At 37.7% G+C, this 21,692-nt stretch carries 11 protein-coding genes; 6 read left to right on the forward strand and 5 right to left on the reverse strand.

The features are described 5' to 3' along the window. Positions 1-333: 333 nt before the first annotated feature. Positions 334-1,896 carry a reverse transcriptase domain-containing protein gene (locus LU635_RS08420; RefSeq protein WP_240098116.1) on the reverse strand — a complete coding sequence of 521 codons (1,563 nt, stop codon included), beginning with the start codon at positions 1,894-1,896 and terminating at the stop codon, positions 334-336. Positions 1,897-2,961: 1,065 nt separating this feature from the next. Between LU635_RS08420 and LU635_RS17295 the strand changes: the two genes are divergently transcribed. The 4 genes from LU635_RS17295 (at position 2,962) to LU635_RS08435 (ending at position 7,735) form a co-directional block, all read left to right on the forward strand. Beyond that, the gene (locus tag LU635_RS17295) at positions 2,962-3,024 is read left to right on the forward strand and encodes a hypothetical protein (protein WP_479876589.1); all 63 of its coding nucleotides are present in this window, start codon (positions 2,962-2,964) and stop codon (positions 3,022-3,024) included. 60 nt (positions 3,025-3,084) lie between these two features. Next, entirely contained in the window at positions 3,085-3,324 is a 240-nt protein-coding gene (locus LU635_RS08425) for a hypothetical protein (RefSeq protein WP_240098118.1), read from the forward strand. Positions 3,325-3,558: 234 nt separating this feature from the next. Then, positions 3,559-7,359: a PAS domain S-box protein gene (locus LU635_RS08430; RefSeq protein ID WP_240098120.1), complete on the forward strand. Its 3,801-nt coding sequence runs from the start codon at positions 3,559-3,561 to the stop codon at positions 7,357-7,359. Then, positions 7,325-7,735, forward strand: coding sequence for a response regulator (locus LU635_RS08435; protein WP_240098123.1), 411 nt, complete (start codon positions 7,325-7,327; stop codon positions 7,733-7,735). The genes LU635_RS08430 and LU635_RS08435 overlap by 35 nt, the downstream gene beginning before the upstream one ends. 208 nt (positions 7,736-7,943) lie before the next feature. Here LU635_RS08435 and LU635_RS08440 read toward each other — a convergent pair whose 3' ends face one another. Next, positions 7,944-13,883 carry a HAMP domain-containing protein gene (locus LU635_RS08440; RefSeq protein ID WP_240098125.1) on the reverse strand — a complete coding sequence of 1,980 codons (5,940 nt, stop codon included), beginning with the start codon at positions 13,881-13,883 and terminating at the stop codon, positions 7,944-7,946. 447 nt (positions 13,884-14,330) lie between these two features. On the opposite strand from LU635_RS08440, the gene LU635_RS08445 reads away from it, so the two are divergent. Then, positions 14,331-14,708, forward strand: coding sequence for a response regulator transcription factor (locus LU635_RS08445; protein WP_240098127.1), 378 nt, complete (start codon positions 14,331-14,333; stop codon positions 14,706-14,708). A 122-nt stretch (positions 14,709-14,830) separates the two neighbouring features. Here LU635_RS08445 and LU635_RS08450 read toward each other — a convergent pair whose 3' ends face one another. The 3 genes from LU635_RS08450 to ppsA are packed head-to-tail and all read right to left on the reverse strand — an operon-like array spanning position 14,831 to position 20,462. Next, entirely contained in the window at positions 14,831-17,011 is a 2,181-nt protein-coding gene (locus LU635_RS08450) for an amylo-alpha-1,6-glucosidase (RefSeq protein ID WP_240098129.1), read from the reverse strand. Continuing rightward, positions 17,008-18,063 carry a glycosyltransferase family 4 protein gene (locus tag LU635_RS08455; RefSeq protein ID WP_240098131.1) on the reverse strand — a complete coding sequence of 352 codons (1,056 nt, stop codon included), beginning with the start codon at positions 18,061-18,063 and terminating at the stop codon, positions 17,008-17,010. Before LU635_RS08455 ends, LU635_RS08450 begins: the two co-directional genes overlap by 4 nt. An 11-nt stretch (positions 18,064-18,074) precedes the next feature. Beyond that, positions 18,075-20,462, reverse strand: a complete 2,388-nt coding sequence (gene ppsA / locus LU635_RS08460) for a phosphoenolpyruvate synthase (RefSeq protein WP_240098133.1) — start codon at positions 20,460-20,462, stop codon at positions 18,075-18,077. Between the two features lie 443 nt (positions 20,463-20,905). Between ppsA and LU635_RS08465 the strand changes: the two genes are divergently transcribed. After that, positions 20,906-21,667 (forward strand): SDR family NAD(P)-dependent oxidoreductase, encoded by a 762-nt coding sequence (locus LU635_RS08465; RefSeq protein ID WP_240098135.1) that lies wholly within the window; start codon positions 20,906-20,908, stop codon positions 21,665-21,667. The last annotated feature ends 25 nt before the right edge of the window (positions 21,668-21,692 follow it).

A 21,692-nucleotide genomic window follows, 5' to 3' on the forward strand; every position in this document is an offset into this window, starting at 1 on the left:
GCCCGGTTATCGCGCCTGCTTTGGGAGCAGGAGGCCGCAGGTTCGAATCCTGCCACCCCGACTTAAGTTTTTGAAACCCTCTGTATTTACAGGGGGTTTCGTGTTTCTACAATCCTTTTTGGACAACATTTGGACAACATTTTTCTTAATTTAATTCAGAACTCGTTTAACATTTTGTTAACGCGATATTTATTGTGATCTCGAGAGTATCATATTATAAAAATCAGAAATATGGACTCGAACTTCTGATTAAAAAGTTATTTGATATTTTCTAAACAGAAAGAGAAACAGAAACAGAAACAGAAACAGAAAATATGATGAGTTAGGTAAACATTAGATGGAAACATTTTCACCTATCTCTTGGTATGCTTTTTTCATTTCCTTTCCAAAATTCTTCCAAAAACGGGAATACTGATTTTTTATAGTATCATCTTCATTAATTTGTTTCATTACGTGATTAGCTTTGTTTAGATAGCTAATATAATTCCCCCAATATTGTTCATTTGTTTTACTATAACCTGATTCGCTAGACGGATCCCTTTTCCAAATCATTCTTCTCTTTGCTCCCTTATAAGAAAACCTTTTATAGAGTCTTTCTTCAAATAAATTATGAGATTTATTTTCAGGTTTTGATGCAAAGTGAATACCTCTTCTAAAAGATCTCTTCATACTCCTGTAAAACTTTGAAAATCCAACAGTTTTCACTCTAACCTTACTTCCATCATATTCAAAGCCCAAATATTCCAACTGTTTATTTTCGGATACTACTTCATCCTCAACGATACCACCCGTGAAGCCATTTTCTTCTTGTTGATATCTATAAATTTTAGTTTTCTCTCTTTGAATTTCGAGATTAACAAGTTTATCTACACTATTTTGGATTAGATTATAAAAATATGCTTCATCTTTTTGATTACATATAATTATAAGGTCATCACTATATCTTTGATAAAACGCCATCCTCTTTTTACATATGTCGTAGACTTTATCATCAAAATCTATCATATAAATATTAGCAAGAGTAGCACTGATAGGTGTCCCTTGGGGTATGCCTCTATATTCACAGTTACCTCTACATCTTTGATGTTGATGGCTACAAGGTTTTTCTTTTCGAATTAAATCAATCGCCTGTGAAAAAAATTCTTTCTTTGTGCAAAAGGCTTTTACTCTTTCCTTTCTGAGATACCATATTTTCTTAACCGATTTTCTCTTAAGTTGAATTTTAGTTCTATCGTTTTTTAGAAACCGCTCAACGATAAGATTATTTTTGAACCTTTCATATAAATCTATTTCATTTACGTATCGTTTTGCTATTAAGCTTTTATAGATATTATAATGATCATCCGGTAAATCATTCACTTTGAGAACTTCTTTCCATTTCGAATGAAGGATTCTGTGATCTAGATTATCAAAGAAGGAAGTTATGTCCGAAACGATCATCGATAATTTTTCTTCTTTATGATCTTCTATAAATTTGAATGCCTCGAATGCAAATTCAATATTACATTTGTTTCCTTTTCCATTCTCATTTCGAATTTTTCTATATGCGACTGAACTTGAATTATAACCTTTGTCTTTTACAAAATCATTATATGCATTACTTAGTTCGTTACTGTAATAGCTATAGATGATTGAATCCAAATGGGATGGATAGTAAATTGGTCTGACTTTACTAGTTTTTATTATTCTTGTTCTTTTCCCAGAAGGATTCTTTTTTGAACTACTATTAGCACGAAATTTTCTTTGCGTTATAGTTTTGTGTAGAAGTGGTGTGAACTTATGCTTGGCAATTTTTTTTTCATCGGTAACATATCCTATTATCCATTTTGTATCCTTCTTAGTTAAAGGTTTACCTATGTGGGGATATTTTTTAAACTTCAGCCAATCTGGTTTCATATAGAATAAAAAAAAGGCTGGTCGTGGCTTGCTTTTAATGATGGTACATGCCTTATGCTACTTCAGCTAAGCTTGCGTAGCGCCACTCATTGTTAGAATTAAATTCATATATTACATAACAGCAACTATGTTACCATCAGTAGATATAGAACCGAAGACATCTTGCTGCCTGCTCCAGGGTATCTGCGAACTGTTGCCAGTTTGCACCTGTATTTGGCAGTTTGGAATGTCTGTCCACGTGTCAGCCGATTTCTGCACGTGATACACTCTCGTGTATTGATAATAAAACGTAACCATCAGCTTTGTCCCAGCCTTAAAATCAAATATAAAGTTTAACGGTTACATTTAAAAATTAAATCGATCAATTCTTCTAAAATGCGTTATAATGCGCAAAACCACATTAAAAGCGATTTGATTGTTGGACAACATTTGGACAACATACCTTTGCTTCATTAAATGCTATAATGATCTAAATAGAGTTAAAATCGAATATAATTTATATTTAATATATATTCTTTACCGATTATACCTCTGTATACATTAATTAAAATCATATGGAAATAGTAGTAATTGGTCCTGCCATCCCGACCAGAAAAATCCAATCACACAACGTGGTTGGATTTTTTGTTTGGAGAAAATCGAAGTTTACTTCGGATTGGAAACAAACAAAAAAGACAAAGGGCGAAGCCTGATTGGATTTTGATGAGCAACAACACCAAACTCAGGATCACCGACCATAGGGAGGTAATCCTTCCACCCCGACGAATCTTATCGAAACAAGAAATAAAACACTGTTTGTTAATCTATTGATTTTAAGTGTTTTTTGTTTTTAACAACATTATCTGATATCATATAAATGTATCTGTTTCAGTGAATGATTCGGTGAATACATTTTAAAATTCATTTCTTTATCTTAGGAGAACATTTCGGTTGATTTGATTTTCGTCTTTGAAAACTATTGCATCACTTAAAGACGTTCGAAATGCCTGATTTTACTACTTTTTCCGTGCTCTTTTTTCCAGAAAATTAAATGCGAAGGAAGACAAGTTATCTATTTATGCCCGTATCACGGTCAATGGAAAATGCTCAGAACTGAGTCTAAAAAGAAAGATTCCAGTGAATAAATGAAATACTTCAAAATCTAGATAAAAAAGAAATTCACCCCAAATACGAAAAATAAATGATTATTTGGACCAGGTGTATTCCAATCTATTGGATACCCATAAAAAGCTTCTGGACAAGGATTCGCTCATCACAGCCCAAAAAATTAAAGCTTCCTACCTGGGATTGGATGAGGATCATAAAACACTCAATGAAATTGTTCAGTACCATAATGAGAAGATGAAAGGATCGCTCAAATGGGGAACACTTAAGAACTATTACATCACTGCGTTAACTGGTTTTTGCATATCATCTGGTATTAAATGACTTCACTTTTCAGGAAGTAATTCGGTGTTCTTAGAACTTTTATTCCCCCTGGCTATAGGAATCTAAGGAAGAAACTAATTGTTTATTATTCCTACACTCATAGAATCCGGTTTTCTTCTGCAAAAAACATCCGCGTCAATTGTTAATATTTTCTAAAAAAAATTATCTTTACTCCCGTAATTTTGTATTCCATAGGTATTTATTGGCATTTTATCGAGACATGAAGCTTTTTCTATGACACGTCTTCTCTATTTTTCTAATTCCGGTTTTACCGGAAAAGTACATGAAATATTAAAAAAGGAATTTTTTGATGTTGAAGTAGTGGAATCTGGGAAATATAAAAAAATTGAGACTTTCCTTGAACGCCAAAAGCAAACCAAACCGGACCTTATCCTGGCTGATTACCATGATAATTATACTGAATCGCTGAGGAAATATTTGTCCAGTATAAAAGAACAAATTCCTTTAATTCTATTGACTGAGGTAGAGAATGAACACTTAGTACTACCTTTACTTGAAAGTGGAATCGTGAACGACTTCCTCTATTCTGACAGGCTGAATAAACTTCCTGCAATAATCAAAAAAACCCTTCACTGCAAGGTTACAGAACAGGAGATAAACGAAAAAAACAGAAAATATAAAGCAATCTATGAAAACAGTTTAGATGGAATCCTTCTTACTGTAACCGATGGCCGTATTCTTGCCGCTAATGCTGCCGCATGCCGGATTTTTCAAATGACTGAAGAAGAAATTTGTTCAGCAGGAAGAAAAGGTTTAGTTGACGTTAGTGATCCTAATTTTTTAAAGTCTTTAGAAGAAAGAAGACTCACTGGCAGACTCAAAGCTGAGTTAATGATGAAACGAAAAGACGGTAGTAGGTTTCCTGCTGAAATAACTTCCTCGGTCTTTACGAGTGGAGATGGCCAGAATATGACCTCTATGATCATTAGAGATATTTCTGAAACCAAGAAGGCTGACGAACAACTACGAACATCAAAACAAAAATATAAACAGCTTTTTAAAAATAGTCCTCTTCCCTGTTTTATTTATGATCTCGAAAATTATGAAATCCAGGAAGTGAATTTTGCTGCAATTAAGAATTATGGATACACACGACAGGAACTCCTTAACCTAACCATACTTGATCTTTTACCTGATAATGAAGTAGTTAATCATCGCAATAACCTGCAGAAAAAGGACCAGAAGGAAGGAGAAGTTTTTCAACACCGAAGGGTTCATTTAAAAAAAGGGAACTCTCCGGTTACAGTAGAAACCTATGAGTATTTTTTGGAATATAAAAACCGAAGATGTCATCTAATAATGTGTTTAGACATTTCTGAAAAGGAAGATTACCTTCGCAGGTTAAAGTCTAAGACTTCTAAATTGCAGATAGCCCAAAAAATTGCCAAACTGGGATACTGGGAGAATGATTTGACTAATGGAAAACTTTACTGGTCTGAAGAAGTCTATAACATCTGGAACCAAACAAGGAAAGATTTTAACCCCACATTAAAGTTTCTTCAAGACACTATTCATCCAGAAGATAAAAACAAGTTTGAAGAAGCTCATAAACTTGCTCTAAAAGGAATTAAAGATTTTGATATAGAGTACAGAATAATTCTTCCTGACGGTACTCAGAAATGGGTTCATGAGATAGGCAGACTTTCATCCAGTCTCTCCAAAAATATAATCTTTAGCGGAAGCATACAGGATATTACAGAAAGGAAGTTAATTGCAGAAACACTGTCCCGAAGTGAGGCCCGTAACCGGGCAATTCTGCAATCACAAACGAATTACCTTATCCGCATAGATTTAGAAGAGAATTATTCGTATTGCAATGATAAGTTTTATTCAGATTTTAAATGGTTATTTCCCGGAGGTAAGATCATTGGTACTCATGCAAAAAGTTCTGTTGAACCCTATCATTATGCCAGAGCTGAGGAAACCTTTAGAAAATGTTTGCAGAAGCCTAATGTAGTTTTTCAGGTTGAAATCGACAAGTTGCAACAAGAGGAAGGTACCAAAACTACTTTATGGGATTTTATTTGTTTAACAGATTCTAATGGAAAACCAATGGAAGTCCAGGGAGTGGGAATTGATATTACAGACAGGATCAAAACAGAAAAATCCTTACAGGAAAGCAACACCCGGTATGAACTTGTACTTAGAGCAACATCAGAGGTTATTTATGATTGGGATTGCACAACAAATAAAATTATTTGGAGTGGAGAATTCAGCAAAATTTTTGGATATGACGAAAAGGACATGCCTTGCGATATTGATGAATGGACCAGAAATGTACATCCCGATGACTCTAATGTAGTTGATTATCTTTATAAAGTACTTGAGGGGGGAGATGAAACTTTTCAGGCTGAATACAGATTCAAAAGAGCTGATGGCGAATATTCTTATGTTGTTGAAAGAGGAACCGTCGTAAGGTGTGAAGATGGAAAGGCTATACGCATGGTAGGAGCTATTAAAGATGTAACCGACAAGAAAACGGCATTATTACAACTGGAGAAAAGTAAATCATGGTATAAAAGCCTTATACAATCTCAGACGAATTATATGGTAAGAATTGATCTGCAGGGAAGATATTCTTATGTTAATAAAAAGTTTAGCGATGACTTTGGATCGCTCTATCCTGATGGAGAAATTATAGGCAAAAAATCCAAGGCTTCAATAATGCCTTATCATTATGCCCGGGTTAAAGAAGTAACAAAAAAATGTCTTGCCAACCCAAATCAGGTTTTCCAGATTGAAATAGATAAGCCCTGTACCAAGGGAGGAGTAAAGACTACCATGTGGGATGTTATCTATTTAAAAGATACTACTGAACTTGATGAAATACAATGTGTAGGAATAGATATTACAGACAGGGTTAAGGCAGAAGCCGAAAACCATTTCCAGGCTAACCTCCTGAGTAAAATTGGCCAGGCAGTAATAGCTACAGACGTTAAAGGGAAGGTTGTTTACTGGAATAATGCAGCCACCGAAATGTACGGTTGGGCTATAGAGGAAGTTTCGGGTGTCCGGATCGATAAATATCTTCCACAGTTTTCACAAAAAAAAGTACCTGTAAATTACGACGGGAAAAAACTTAAGGAAACCTATTCCCGCGATTTAAGAGTAAAGACAAAAAATGGGGAGGTTATTGATGTTTTTCTTACAAATTCCCCAGTATACAATGAAAGAGGTAAACTTACCGGTTTTATTAGTATTTCCAAGGACGTTACAGAACGTGTTAAAGCAGACCAGGAACTGAGGGAGCTAAACCGGGAACTAAAAAAGTATACTGAAGAACTTATAACGGCTAACAAAGGTCTGGAGCAATTCTCCTATATAGTTTCCCATAACCTCAGGGCTCCTGTTGCCAACATTCTAGGATTAGGAGATCTCATGAATGAAGATTATCCGGAAGAAGTCAAGAATGATTTTAAGAATAAGATGCTGGACAATGTAAAACGATTAGATTCAATAGTCAGAGACCTCAATGATATTCTACAGGTAAAGGTAGAGACCAGTGTAAAAAAGGAACCTGTTGACTTGAACGAACTGGTAAGTTCCATTAAGTCTGGTATAAGTGAGGTTATTCAAAAGGAAAATATAGAAATAATTACCGATTTCCATGATGTGCCTGTTTTAAATTCAATCAGAACCTATTTATACAGTGTCTTCTATAATCTCATTTTTAATAGTATCAAATATCGCCAGAATCATAATACTCCGATTATACAAATAAGATCCCATCAAAAAGAAGGAAAGATTATCCTTACATTCAAAGACAACGGGATTGGTATAGACCTGAAAAAACGAGGCAACGAGATCTTTGGTTTGTATAAAAAATTCCACCATCACGTAGAAGGAAAAGGAATGGGACTCTTTATGGTCAAAAACCAGGTGGAATTGATGGGTGGAAAAATTTCGGTCTCTAGTGAAGTTGGGAAAGGAACGGTATTTACAATTGAATTGGAAGAGGAAAAAACGATAAAAAAATTGAATGATGAAGAAGCCACAACAGTTTATTATAATTGACGATGATCAAACCAATAATTTGATATGCAGCCATGTAATTAAAAAATTCAATTCTAATGCCGAGGTAATACTTTTTCAGGATCCGGACCTGGCATTAGAATCTTTTCTAAATGATGAAGAAAAACTAAACGATAAAAACCAAACCGTGATGTTTCTAGATCTTAACATGCCTTCAATGTCCGGTTGGGAATTCCTGGATGTATTAGAAAAAAATAAACCGGAAATTTTACAACACGCAGAAATCTACATACTTTCTTCATCGATTGAAGATTTTTCACAGCAAATGGAGCAATATCCTTACATGGCCGGATTTATTTCAAAACCTCTTACTAAAGATATTCTCCAGGAAATTGCACTTAAAAAGGAAAAAGCCTAAGATAACCTCCTATGCTAAGAAATAGTATTTATAAATTCTTACTAATTATTTGACTATAAAATGAACATCCAGATAAGGCATCAAAATGTATTGATGCCCCATAAATACTGCCTGAAAACAATATAAAAGCACCAACTCAACCATCATTCCTGCCTGAAGATGCCAGGATGCTTAAAGTGAAAGAATGAATATTGCCACTCCCCTTATATTACTTGTGTAACCATAAACGCATTATATTTAATAATTTGTCAATATTTACCGGTTTGGTAAGATAATCATTGGCACCTGCCTCCAGGCTTTTGGCCTTGTCTTCTGGCATTGCTTTAGCGGTTAACGAAATTATAGGGAGATTTTTATAGGCCGAATTTTTCCTGATTTCAGTGGTGGCTTCGTATCCGTCCATTACCGGCATCATTACGTCCATCAGAACAATATCGATGTCTTTTTCCCGCTCTAATTTCTCAATCGCCATTTTTCCATTATCTGCGACAATCACTTTTATACCTGAGTCTGTTAAGGCTTTGGAAAGCGCATAGGAATTACGTTTATCATCATCTACAAGCAGTACCTTTTTATCTTTCAAACCATGTTTCGGATCGTGCAGGTCCGCCATTATCTTTTTTTGCCGGTTCGAAAGCTTACTTTCGTCAAAATGTATAAATAAAGAAACCTCATCCAGAAGTAATTCTGGTGATGAAGCACCTTTAATTAAAATACTATCTGTGAATTTGTACAGCTCCCTGACTTCTGCTTTTGTAAGTTCCTTTCCAGTATATATCACTACGGGGATATTATTTGGTTTTTGACTGGACTTCAATTTCTTAAGCACATCAAATCCGGTAATATCAGGTAATTTAAGGTCAAGTATTATACAGTCGAAGTTTTTAGACTGCAGCAGGTTTAATGCCTCCTTACCAGTAGTCGAAGTAAAGATTTTAATCTCCTTATTCTCCAGGATACTTTTAATTGCCTTTAAAGTTGCCTCGTCATCTTCAATAATTAGAATTTCTCTAACAAGTGAATTGTTTAGTTGTTCCATCTTTTGTATGGCATTCTCTATATTCCTGGGGGAAACAGGTTTTAGACTAAAGTCCATTGCACCTTTACTTAGCGCTTCACGACTTCGATCTTCTTTTGCCATAAAATATACCGGTATATGTCTGGTTTTTAAATTGAATTTTAAATGATCCAGAACGATAAGGCCTTTCATATCTGATAATTGCTCATTCATTAGGATACCATTTGGCTGATATTGCACGGCCAGTTTCATTCCTTCTTTCCCATCCCTTGCAAAAAGCAACTTAAAGTCATATTTCTTAACTATTTCTTTTACTGTTTGAGCAAGAAACCTGTCCTCATCAATTATCAGTAACGAGTAATCGGAAACTTTTAAATTTTCTCTGTCATCATGGATATAGCCCTCCGGAACTTCCTCTGATTTGGTGTTGCCCATTCCCCTCGCTTCATTATTTCGAGATTTGTCAGATTTTGAATCCCTGTATGAAGAAATAGCATCATCCTTTTCCTTTATGGGTGCATTGGTAAGGTCCACGGGGACATATACCTTAAAGGTACTTCCTTTTCCTTCTGTACTCTCTATATGGATTTCACCTCCTAATAACCTTGAAAGTTCTCTAGAAATTGTTAATCCGAGTCCTGTCCCTCCAAACTGACGACTGGTTCCTCCTTCCGCCTGTTGAAAAGCCTCAAATATCATCATCCGCTTAGCTTCAGGAATTCCTATCCCCGTATCTACTACCGATATTTCCAAAACATCTGATTTAGACAGGGTGATTTCCCGGAAAGTAACCTTTGTATCGGGTTTGCCAATTGAGACATTCACCGAACCTTTTTCAGTAAATTTAATTGCATTTGAAATAAGGTTTTTTATGATTTGTTCTAATCGCTGCCCATCGGTTATTATCCTTTCCGGCGCATTTGTCTTCGTTTCTATAGTAAACTTCAGCTTTTTTGATTTTGCCAGTGGCTGGAACTGATTTTGCAAATTATTTACAAGGCTGTCGATTAGAATTTCTTCAGGATGAATCTGTAGTTTACCAGCTTCTACTTTGGAAAGATCCAGAATATCATTAATAAGGTTTAGCAGATTTAGCCCTCCTTCATAAATAATACTGGCTGACTTTTGCTGATCTTTAAATAAGTTCCCTTTTCTGTTATCACTAAGATCCTTGGAAAGGATTAGAAGACTGTTCAATGGTGTTCTCAATTCATGAGACATATTGGCCAGAAATTCTGATTTATATTTACTGGCAAGCTCCAGTTCCTTTGCTTTGCGTTCTACTTCAACCCTGCTGGATTGCAGATCTTCTTTCTGCATCTCCAAATCTTTAGTTTTTGATTCAAGGTCGTCATTGGCCATCTGTAATTCCTTACTCTGGATTTTTAGTTTTTCCTGTTGTTCCAGCAACTCTTCAGATTGTCGCTGCGACTCTTCGAGTAAGTCTTTCATTTTTTCCCTATCCAGGGAAGAATTTGTCGTAATAGCTATATTTTCTCCTACTGAGCGAACCAATTCCAGCTGGTTATCATTAAAGGATTTAAATGATCCAATTTCGATCACTCCTTTTACTTCACCATCAATCATGAATGGCTGAACCAGAATGTGTCTGGGTTCTGTTTTTCCCAGGCCTGATGATACACTTATATAGTCTCCGGGTATTCCCGAAAGAACAATCGCTTCTTTCTCTATGGCAGCCTGACCAACGAGACCTTCTCCGAAATTAAAAGTGGTTTTAAGGGATTTTCGATGGGTAAACGCATAGGAGCCGGTCATTCTCAACTGTCTCTTATCCTTATTTTTTTCAGCCAGATATATTACCCCCACCTGACCACCCAGGTATTTAGTTAGATATGAAATGATATTTTTAGACAAGGTCAAAAGGTCCTGTTCTCCACGCATTCTGTCGTTAAGTCCCGCCTGCCCGGTCTTTATCCATGCTTCGTTCTCATTTTCCTCCGATATTCTCTTTAAGTTCTCGGTCATTGAATTCAATGCTATACCCAGTTGATCGGCTTCACTACGAAGTGGCATCTCAATTGAAAAGTTCCCCTCTGCTATAGTATTGGCGGCTTTTACAATAGTAGTGAAACTGTCTACCATCGCATTGATGTTATTCTTAAGCTCCTGAACCTCTCCTTTTACCTCAACATCAATTTTTCTGGAGAAATCTCCCCTTGCAAGTGCTGTAGAAACTCCTGCAATATCCCGTACCTGCGAGGTTAAATTACTCGCCATCTGGTTTACGTTGTCGGTAAGGTCTTTCCAGGATCCCGCTACATTTGGCACCTCTGCCTGGCCACCAAGAATACCTTCAGTTCCCACTTCCCGGGCAACATTGGTCACCTCATCTGCAAATATGTTAAGGGCATCAACCATTATATTGATGGTGGTAGAAAGTTCCAGTACCTCTCCTCCTTTTCCCTGTTCCGAAATTTTCTGTGAAAGATCCCCATGTGCTACTGCTGTGGTTACAGACGCGATCTCCCGTACCTGTGTGGTAAGATTACTTGCCATAGTGTTCACGTTATCGGTCAATCCTTTCCATGTACCTGCAACATTGGGTACTTTTGCCTGGCCTCCAAGCATACCTTCGGTTCCCACTTCCCTGGCAACACGGGTTACCTCTGCAGCAAAGACATTCAGCGAGTCCACCATCTGGTTAATGGTGTCTTTTAATTCGGCAATTTCTCCTTTTACGTCAATAGATATTTTTTGTGAAAGGTCCCCGTTCGCTACCGCGGTTGCCACGTTGGCAATCTCCCTTACCTGACTGGTAAGATTACTAGCCATGGTGTTCACATTATCAGTAAGATCCAACCATGCACCGGCAACATTAGGAACTTCTGCCTGACCTCCCAACATTCCTTCAGTACCTACCTCCCTGGCAACACGCGTTACCTCATTAGAAAGTATATTCAGCGAATCCACCATCGTATTGATAATAGTGGAAAGTTCCAGTACTTCTCCCCCTTTCTCTTCTTCAGATATTTTTTTAGATAAGTCACCATTTGCAACGGCCTTGGTTACCGATGCAATCTCTCTCACCTGCGTGGTAAGGTTTGATGCCATTGTATTTACATTCTCAGTTAGTTCCCACCATGCACCACCTACGTTTGGAACTTCCGCCTGTCCGCCCAGGATTCCCTCGGTACCTACTTCCCGGGCAACACGGGTAACCTCATCAGAGAAAATGTTCAGAGAATCCACCATCGTGTTGATAGTTTCTTTTAACTCTGCTATCTCCCCTTTGGCTTCAATTGCAATTTTTTGTGCCAGATCGCCTTTTGCCACTGCGGTTGCCACATTAGCTATTTCCCTTACCTGCGTGGTAAGGTTCGAGGCCATATAATTCACATTATCAGTAAGGTCTTTCCAGGTTCCGGCTACATCCGGTACCTTAGCCTGACCTCCAAGAATTCCTTCTGTTCCCACCTCACGGGCAACACGGGTTACCTCATCAGAAAAAATGTTCAGTGAGTCCACCATCTGGTTAATGGTATCCTTCAGTTCGGCTATCTCACCTTTTACATCAATAGTAATTTTTTGTGAAAGGTCACCATCAGCAACCGCGGTAGCCACATTGGCTATTTCCCGAACCTGAGTAGTCAGGTTACTGGCCATAATGTTAACATTGTCGGTAAGGTCTTTCCAGGTTCCGGCGGCAGTTGGAACGGTAGCCTGACCTCCAAGCTTTCCTTCAGTACCCACTTCTCGGGCAACACGGGTTACCTCAGCAGCAAATAATGTTAAAGAATCGACCATGCTGTTGATTGTATTGGAAAGAATGAGTACTTCTCCCCCTTTTCCTTCTTCTGTAATCTTTTGGGAAAGGTCTCCCTGGGCAACCGCGGTTGTTACCGAAGCAATCTCCCGCACCTGGTTGGTCAGGTTGCTTGCCATTGTATTTACATTGTCTGTAAGGTCTTTCCAGGTTCCGGCCACATCGGGAACTTCGGCCTGTCCTCCCAGCTTCCCTTCGGTACCTACTTCCCGGGCCACACGTGTTACCTCATCAGAGAAAATATTCAGGGAATCTACCATTTGGTTGATTGTATCCTTAAGTTCTGCTATTTCTCCCTTTACATTAATGGAAATTTTCTTTGAAAGGTCACCATTGGCAACTGAAGTTGCCACTCCAGCGATCTCTCGTACCTGAGCGGTAAGATTTGAAGCCATCGTGTTAACGTTAACCGTAAGATCCTTCCAGGTTCCCGCAACGTCCGGCACATCTGCCTGTCCTCCTAACTTTCCTTCTACTCCTACTTCACGCGCTACGTTCGTAACCTCTGCAGCAAAGATGTTCAGGGAATCCACCATCCTGTTAATAGTTGTGGATAGACCAAGTACCTCTCCTCCTTTACCTTCTTCCGTAATTTTTCTGGAGAGATCCCCATCAGCAACCGCCGTGGTCACTCCGGCTATTTCCCTTACCTGCTCAGTAAGGTTGCTTGCCATCTGGTTTACATTATCGGTAAGGTCTTTCCAGGTTCCGGAAACATTCGGTACACTTGCCTGACCACCCAGTTTTCCTTCCACTCCTACCTCACGGGCCACCTGGGTTACCTGTTCCGCAAATATATTCAGGCTGCCTAAGGTTCGGTTGATTACATCGGCCATGGCCCTGAAATCACCGGTTACCGTAAGACTAAATTTATCTTCCAGCTTTCCTGCTGCTATACTGTTTAGGATCCTGCTTACTTCAAGTACCGGTTTAGCAATTGCTTCAATCAGGATATTAATATTGTCAATCATGTCCTTCCACACCCCAGTGGAAGCCTTGAATTCAGCTCTGGCATCCAAATTACCTTCGATACCTCCCACACGTGATATACGCGATACTTCCGTACTTACCCCCCCAATCATTTCAACCATGGTATTATAAGCTTCGGCTACATCTGCGAATTTGTCATTCCGCTCCTTAGACAATCTAACGGAAATATCTCCTTCCCTAAATGCCTCCAGTGCAAATATCAGTCTGTCTAGCTGTTCATGCATATAATCGTTATCCTTGAACATATCTTTATCCGCTACCCTTTTGGACTTTTTAACAACTGTGCGTTTCGCTGGTGGAGTTTTCCGGGAAGAGGTTTTGCTAGTAGTTTTCGTGGTCGTGGTCTTTTTTGCCATTCTTATCGGTAATTTCAGTTAGATTTTCGTAGTAATTGAGGTAGTATATATATTAACAGGTTGTAAAAAACGGACTTTATATCTATGGTTTATGTGAAATTTATGCTAAAAATGTGTGAAAAATTTATGAAATGTTAAAGAATAAGACTTACGCAAAAATTATGGATCAGAAATTAAAATACGCTATTCCACTGATATATAGCATAAACCGACCGTTTACAGAAATCAGCTTAAATTCGGAAAGTAAAAACTTTTCTTAAATTCAATAAGTCGTAGGTTTATGTATCCAGATTAGCATTCCCTGATTCTTGAATTAATGCTTATTTTTGACCATTTAGGTTAAAAGGCAAAAGTATCCAGAAACCATAATTCCTTACGGAATCTAAACAAATTACCTGTAAGTTGATTGAGGTCAATAAAATGATCAATTAAATTAAAATTATCAAAATGAATAAAATTTTACTGGTAGAGGACGATTATCACCTGGGGCAAATACTCAAAGACCAGCTAGAAATGAATGGGTATGAAGTAAGTTTATTAAGGTTCCCCAAAAAAACGGTCGAAAATCTTCAGGAAAGTAAATTTGACCTGGTAATACTGGATAAATTATTGAACGGGATTGATGGTACACATATTTGTGCTGAAATAAGGAATACAGAACTTATTTCAAATACACCCATTCTTATGATGTCCGGATTTGATGGGGCCAGGAAAATTTGTACCGATGCCGGAGCTGATAATTTTATTGCCAAACCCTTTGAAGTTGACAGCTTCCTAAACAGTATTAAAGCTACAATAGATAAGACCAGGAATTTTCAGGATTAAATGGTTTGAATTATAATTGAGCTGGTGATATCCACCCGGTCTCAAAGAATTTTCCAGTAAATAAATACCTTAACCGTTTTATTAGCGACCCCTATTTCCTTCACGAGGAAAAAAATATAGTTTTATTTTATAATTATAATTTCCCAGTCTTCGGGTTTATTAATAATCTTCACCGTCACGTCAGAAAGACCTTCGTTTACGTTATGTCTTTGTAAATGTACATTGGTGTAACTATCCCCAACTGGGAGGTTGTCTAAATATACAAATTCCAAAAACTGAGGTAATTCCGGATTATGAAAAATCAATTTTTTTTCAATAGCATTAATTTCGATTTTAATGCTCGCCTGAAGTAACATAAACAGCGAACCTACTGCCCAGGCTTGGGGAGAACATGCTACCGGGTATTCCACAGGTTGTTTTTTAGGCTGCTTTTCAAATCCGCAAAACAATTCCGGCAATCTCTGAAGTTCAAAGAAAAGATCAGCCTCATAAAGTGCTTCAAAGATTTGCAGGGCTTCTGCTATTAAGTTATAGCGGGCAAGCCCCATTGCGATTAAGGCGTTGTCATGTGGCCAGACAGATCCGTTATGATAAGACATGGGATTATATCTTACCTCTTTAGAAGAAAGAGTTCTCACACCCCAATTAGAAAACATTTCTTTCCCTAATAACATATTGGCTACCGCTTTCGCGTGATTCTCATCTACAATCCCCGAAAATAAACAATGCCCCACATTAGACGCTTTTACCCTGCAGGGTTTCTTGTTCCCATCAAGTGCCAGGACATAAGTTTGTAATTGCTCATCCCAGAAAACCTCATTGAAATTTTGCTTTAAAATCCGGGCTTCCTCCTTTAAATTTTCTGCCAGCTCTTTCTTATTTAAAGAATTTGCTAATAAGGCGGCATTAATCTTTGCATCATATACATATCCCTGTACTTCACACAATGCGATAGGCGATTTAGCCAGATCTCCATTCTCATGGCTTATAGAATCAAATGAATCTTTCCATCCCTGGTTAAACAGTCCTTTTTCGCTATGATGCTGATACTCCACGAAACCATCTCCATCGATATCTCCATAATTTTTAATCCACTCCAGGGCAGCTTCAATATTCGGCCATATCTTTTTAATCGTTTCCAGATCCGCGGTCTGTCTATAATAATGACCTGCTAACACAATAAATAAAGGAGTCGCATCTACCGTTCCGTAGTATAATTTAAAAGGAATTTCTCCCAATTCTGCCATTTCGCCGTCTCTGGTCTCATGAAAAATTTTACCCGGTTCTGCATCTTTAGTATCATCTTTAACAGTAGACTGGGTTTCAGCCAGGTATAAAAGAACGCCTTTTGCAATATCCGGTTTTACCCAGAGAAGCTGCATCGCCGTGATAATTCCATCTCTTCCAAAAGGGGTATTATACCATGGTATTCCAGCATAAGGATATTTTCCATGAGAAGTAAGGGTGGTTAATGAAATTATATCTATACGGGCCTGATCAAACCAAATATTAAATAACTCATTATCGCTGGTAATTCTGGACATTTCTCTAATACTCTGCTCTTGTCTGGTTATCACTCTTTTGTGACAATCCTCAAAACTCAATGCTTCATCCGTAATGTTATTTTCTTGAATCTTAAATAGAACGCAATAGCCAATCTCAATAATCTTCAGGGGTTGAAGATGTAGTTTGTATTTTACTTCATTTCCACTAAAACTATCGGGTGGCGAAAAAAATATAAATTCAGTAGTCCTTTCAATATTGTCTAAACCCAGATATTTAAAGCTCACAACATTTGGTTTATTATGGGTTTTGGTCACTTTGCCCCTCTTTTCTCTTTTTTCTCCTCTTACTTCAAAAATATCTTTAAAATCTGCGTCTATTAAAAAAGAAAAGTCGATCACATGTTCTTTTCTATCATAATTGATAAGAGTGATCTTTTCATGGGCCTTGCCATTTTCAATAAATTTGGATCTACTTATATGAACCGTTCCTTTATTTAAATATTCATCTTTTTCTTTTAATAAATCAAAATTTGTCAAATCTGCATTTAGAATACTATCATCTACCGATGAACTAAGTAATAATGGCCTTTCTCCATTTATTTTAAATTCCATCTCCGATACAAAGCGGGTTCCAGCGTGAAAAATCCCCAAGGTTTCTTTTCCTATCATGTTCACATCTCCCCAATGGTCAAAAATTCCAAAAGTATCTCCACTGTTCGCTACATGAACCCTGGTATCGGCATAAGTGGAATTGGCCAGAATATAATGCTTATCTTTAATTTTTATTTTCTCACTCATAACTCCAGTTTTAGATTGACAGGCTTAACTTTTTTAATCAAATAATCATAAATTCTAAGATAGTCCCGGGTCATTCTTTCAGCGGTAAACTTTTCTTCAAAAATTCTGCGACAGCCTTTTCGGTCTATTTTATCAATATCCTTAATGGCCTGTATAGCTTCCTTCACTGAATTAACAATGAATCCAGTTTGCCCCTTATCTATTACCTCTGGTACTGAACCTTTGTTCCAGGCAATAACAGGCGTCCCGCAAGCCATTGCCTCTATCATAACAAGTCCGAATGGCTCACACCAGGTTATTGGAAACAGAAGAGCCGTTGCTTTTCCTAAAAAATCACTTTTCTCATGCTCTCCTATTTCTCCTATAAATTCGATTAATTCGTGATCAAGTAAGGATGCTATCTTTGTTTTAAAATAGTGTAGATCTGCTTTATCAACCTTAGCAGCTACTTTCAATTTTATCCCGATTCTTTTAGCAATATCAATAGCCCGCTCTATGCCTTTCTCCGGAGATATTCTGCCAAGAAAAGCCAGATATTCATCCCTTTCGTCAGTAGGCTGCAGCAAATCAATTGGTAGACCATGGTAAATTGTATCTATCCAGTTAGCCCATGGCAGGGGGGTTCTTTGATTATTGGAAATTGAAATTAAAGGGATGTCAGAAAAAACCTTATATAGCCCTTGTAAGTCAGGTAAATCCAGTCTCCCATGTAAAGTGGTAAGATGTACACTATTATTTATTTGAGATAAAGGAAAATGAAAATAATCTGTATGATAATGAATAATATCAAAGTCTGAAATTCTCTTTTGAACCATCTGCAGCTGTATCGTATGATGTACAAAAGAATCTATACATTCCGGATCAAGCCTCAGAGATTTTTGACAGACTGGTATTAACCTGGCACTTGTTTTAGAATCTCCTGAAGCAAAAAGGCTTACTTCATGCCCTTGTTTAACAAGTTCTTCAGTTATATAATGAACAACCCTTTCTGTTCCACCATACATTATAGGTGGTATACTCTCATACAATGGTGCAACCTGAGCAATTCTCATTTTTTCCTTATTTAACTTACACTTCCAACATTTTTGGCTTCCGCTTTATTTATATTCTCAATTCCCTGCAATAAAGCATCCGGATTAAAAGAAATACTGTTAATCCCCGCTTTTACAAGAAAAGATGCGAAATGGGGAAAATCACTGGGTGCCTGACCACAAAGTCCAATTTTCTTTCCGACTTTGTTTGCCTTTTCAATAGCCTGCGCGATCATGCTCTTGGGTGCTTTATTATTCTCATCAAAAAGTGAAGCTATAAGTTCGGAATCACGATCTATTCCCAGGCTAAGTTGGGTAAGGTCGTTGGAGCCGATGGAAAATCCGTTGAAGACCTGTGCGAACTCCTCGAGTAAAATCACATTACTCGGGATTTCAACCATCATATAAATTTCAAGTCCGTTTTCATTCTGTACCAATCCGTTTTCGGCCATTATCTCAACAACTTTTTTCCCTTCTTCTACAGTCCTGCAGAACGGAACCATCACCTTTACATTAGTAAGCCCCATTTCTTCCCTTACTTTCTTTACCGCATCACATTCCAGTTCAAAACCAGCTTTATATAAATCGTTATAATAGCGGGAGGCTCCTCTAAAGCCGAGCATAGGATTCTCTTCTTTTGGCTCAAACTGACTTCCTCCAATCAGGTTCGCATATTCATTAGTTTTAAAATCACTCATTCTTAAGATCACTTCCTTCGGATAAAATGCGGCGGCCATTGTAGCTATACCTTCAGCCAGCTGCTCTATGAAATAATCTTCCTTCTTAGTGTATTGTTCAGTTAATTCTGTAATTATCTTTCTAGCCCTCTTATCCTCAAGTTCATCAAATCTGACTAATGCCATAGGGTGTACCTTCACTATATGGGTTATAATGAATTCCATTCGCAGCAGACCTATACCATTATTTGGATAAAAGGAAAGCTGGTAGGCATTTTCAGGGTCAGAAAGAATAAATTTCACTTCAGTTTCAGGCTGTTTCACTGAAGAAAAGTCTACCGCCGTTTCTTCATATTCCAGGATTCCTTTGTATACATAGCCGGTTTTTCCCTGACTGCAGGAAATGGTTATTTCAGTGCCATCGTCAATATTTTGAGTAGCAAAATTACATCCCACTACCGCCGGCACACCTAATTCTCTGGCTACAATAGCAGCATGGCTGGTCCTTCCTCCCCTATTGGTCACCACTCCTGCTACCCGTTTAAGCAACGGATCCCAATCCGGGCTGGTTGTATCGGTAATGAGAATATCTCCTTTTTTTAATTTTCCCGCTTCCCTTGGAGAATCCAGTAAGCGTGCTGTACCAGTTGCTATTTGTGTACCTATGGCATTGCCCGATGCTAAAACCTCACTTTTCCCGGTAAGATTATATTCGATATGTGTACTGGTTTTTTTAGAGTAATGGACGGTTTCAGGACGAGCCTGAGTTATAAACAGTTCATTGGAAATACCATCTTTGGCCCATTCTATATCCATAGGCTTTTCATAATGTTTTTCAATGGCCAAAGCCCACGTGGCAAGTTTAAGGACCTCGACGTCAGAAAGCACAAAAATATCCTGTTTCTTAAGGTCGGTATCGATATTTACCGTTGAGGAATGCCCGTCAGATTCTGCATAGACCATCATCTTTTCTTTGTGGCCCAGCTTTTTCTGAACAATGGCATTCTTCCCCTGTTCAAGGGTAGGTTTAAAAACGTAAAATTCATCCGGATTGATAGTTCCCTGGACGATATTTTCTCCAAGTCCCCAAACCCCTGAAAGATGAATTATATCCTTAAATCCCGACTCAGGCTCAAGGGTGAATCCAACTCCCGAACAGCCTTTATCTGATCTCACCATCTTTTGAACACCTACCGAAAGGGCTACTTCCTCATGCTTAAATCCCTGATCTTCCCTGTATTTTATAGCACGATCTGTATATAAGGAAGAGAAGCACTTTTTTACAGCTTTCAACAAGGCTTCGTCCCCATGTATGTTGAGAAATGTATCATGCTGGCCGGCAAAACTCGCCTGGGGAAGATCTTCTGCCGTAGCACTGCTTCGTACTGCTACTTCCAGTTCATCACTCTTTCCCAGATCTCTGTAGGTTTTGATTATTTCCCTTGAAAATTTCTCAGAAAATTCCCCCTCTAAAATTAACTCCCGGGCCTTCAATGCTATTTCCGAAAGATTAGAATAAGTTTTCCTGTCCAGTTTCTTAAGGAGGTCTATTAATGCTTGCTTAAGATTGTTTTCTTTCAAAAAGGACCAAAAAGCCTCTGCAGTAGTTGCAAAACCATCAGGTACCTGTACTCCTTTAGAAGCCAATTGATTATACATTTCTCCCAGGGATGCATTTTTCCCTCCAACTTTAGGAACATCGGTTATAGAAACTTCACTGAATTTTTTAATAAGCACCTCCATATCCCCATAATTTTATCATTATTATGTACGTGATAAACTATATCAAAAAGGCAGGTACCTGTAAATAAAAGGCCGGAATACAGTAATGTATTGGGTTTAGCTTTATAATTTCCAGGCTTCAGGTTTTACGATTGGGAAAGACAAACAATTTAAAGTTAATAACCTATCTGAATATAGAGATTTTAATTTAAATATTCTGCTCAGTCTCGATAATAAATTTAAGCAATGGCAACCATTTTAAACATGATATATGTCATTAAGAAAACCATGTTGTCGGTTAAGTTTAAGAATCTAGACAGTACAGTATTTTGAACTAACATGGTTTTTCAAAAGAGATTAAACAAGTATGTAAATAAATGATTACAAATCAACTGAAATGATCTTTATCATTTTAGTGCTGCGACTTATGATTTAACTTTATTAGATCATTTAAAGTTTAGGTCATGAAAGAAAGGTTAAAAGGCAAGCGGGCTGTGATTACTGGCGCCGCCGGTGGAATTGGAAAAGCAACAGCTGAGCTTTTCATTAAAGAAGGAGCTAAAGTCATGCTGGTAGATCGCAATGAAAAAGGACTTAAAGAAATCGCATCCGGTTATGAATCGGGAGAGGTCGAAATTTTTGTTGCAGATGTCTCTAAAAAAGAGGAGGTTCAAAAATATGCTGATGCGGCTCTAAAAAGTCTGGGGAAAATTGATATCTTTTTTAATAATGCAGGTATCGAAGGAGTGGCAAGTCCATTTTATGATTATCCTGATGACGTTTTCGAAAATCTATTAGACATCAATTTAAAGGGTGTATGGTATGGCTGTAAATATGTAATCCCTCTTATGTCAGATAATGGAAGTGTGATCCTTACCTCTTCAATAGCCGGACTAAAAGGCTTCTCCGGCCTGGGACCTTATGTTGCATCTAAACATGCGGTAACAGGTATAATGAGAGTCATGGCACTTGAAAGCGCAGAAAGAAAAATAAGGGTTAACAGCGTACATCCCGGCCCGGTGAATAACCAGATGATGAGGTCTATTGAGAAAAAAATGTCTCCAGATGATCCCAGTTCCGTACAAAAAGAATTTGAAAAACAGATCCCGTTTCAGCGGTATGCGGAAAATCAAGATATTGCCATGCAGGTGCTTTATCTGGCTTCTGAGGAGAGTGCTTACATTACTGGAACTACCGCAGTTGTTGATGGAGGAATGCTTCTATAAATGCAATTCTTTTGGTTTGTTACAT

This window comes from Christiangramia crocea (assembly GCF_022410465.1).
GTDB classification, from domain to species: domain Bacteria; phylum Bacteroidota; class Bacteroidia; order Flavobacteriales; family Flavobacteriaceae; genus Christiangramia; species Christiangramia crocea.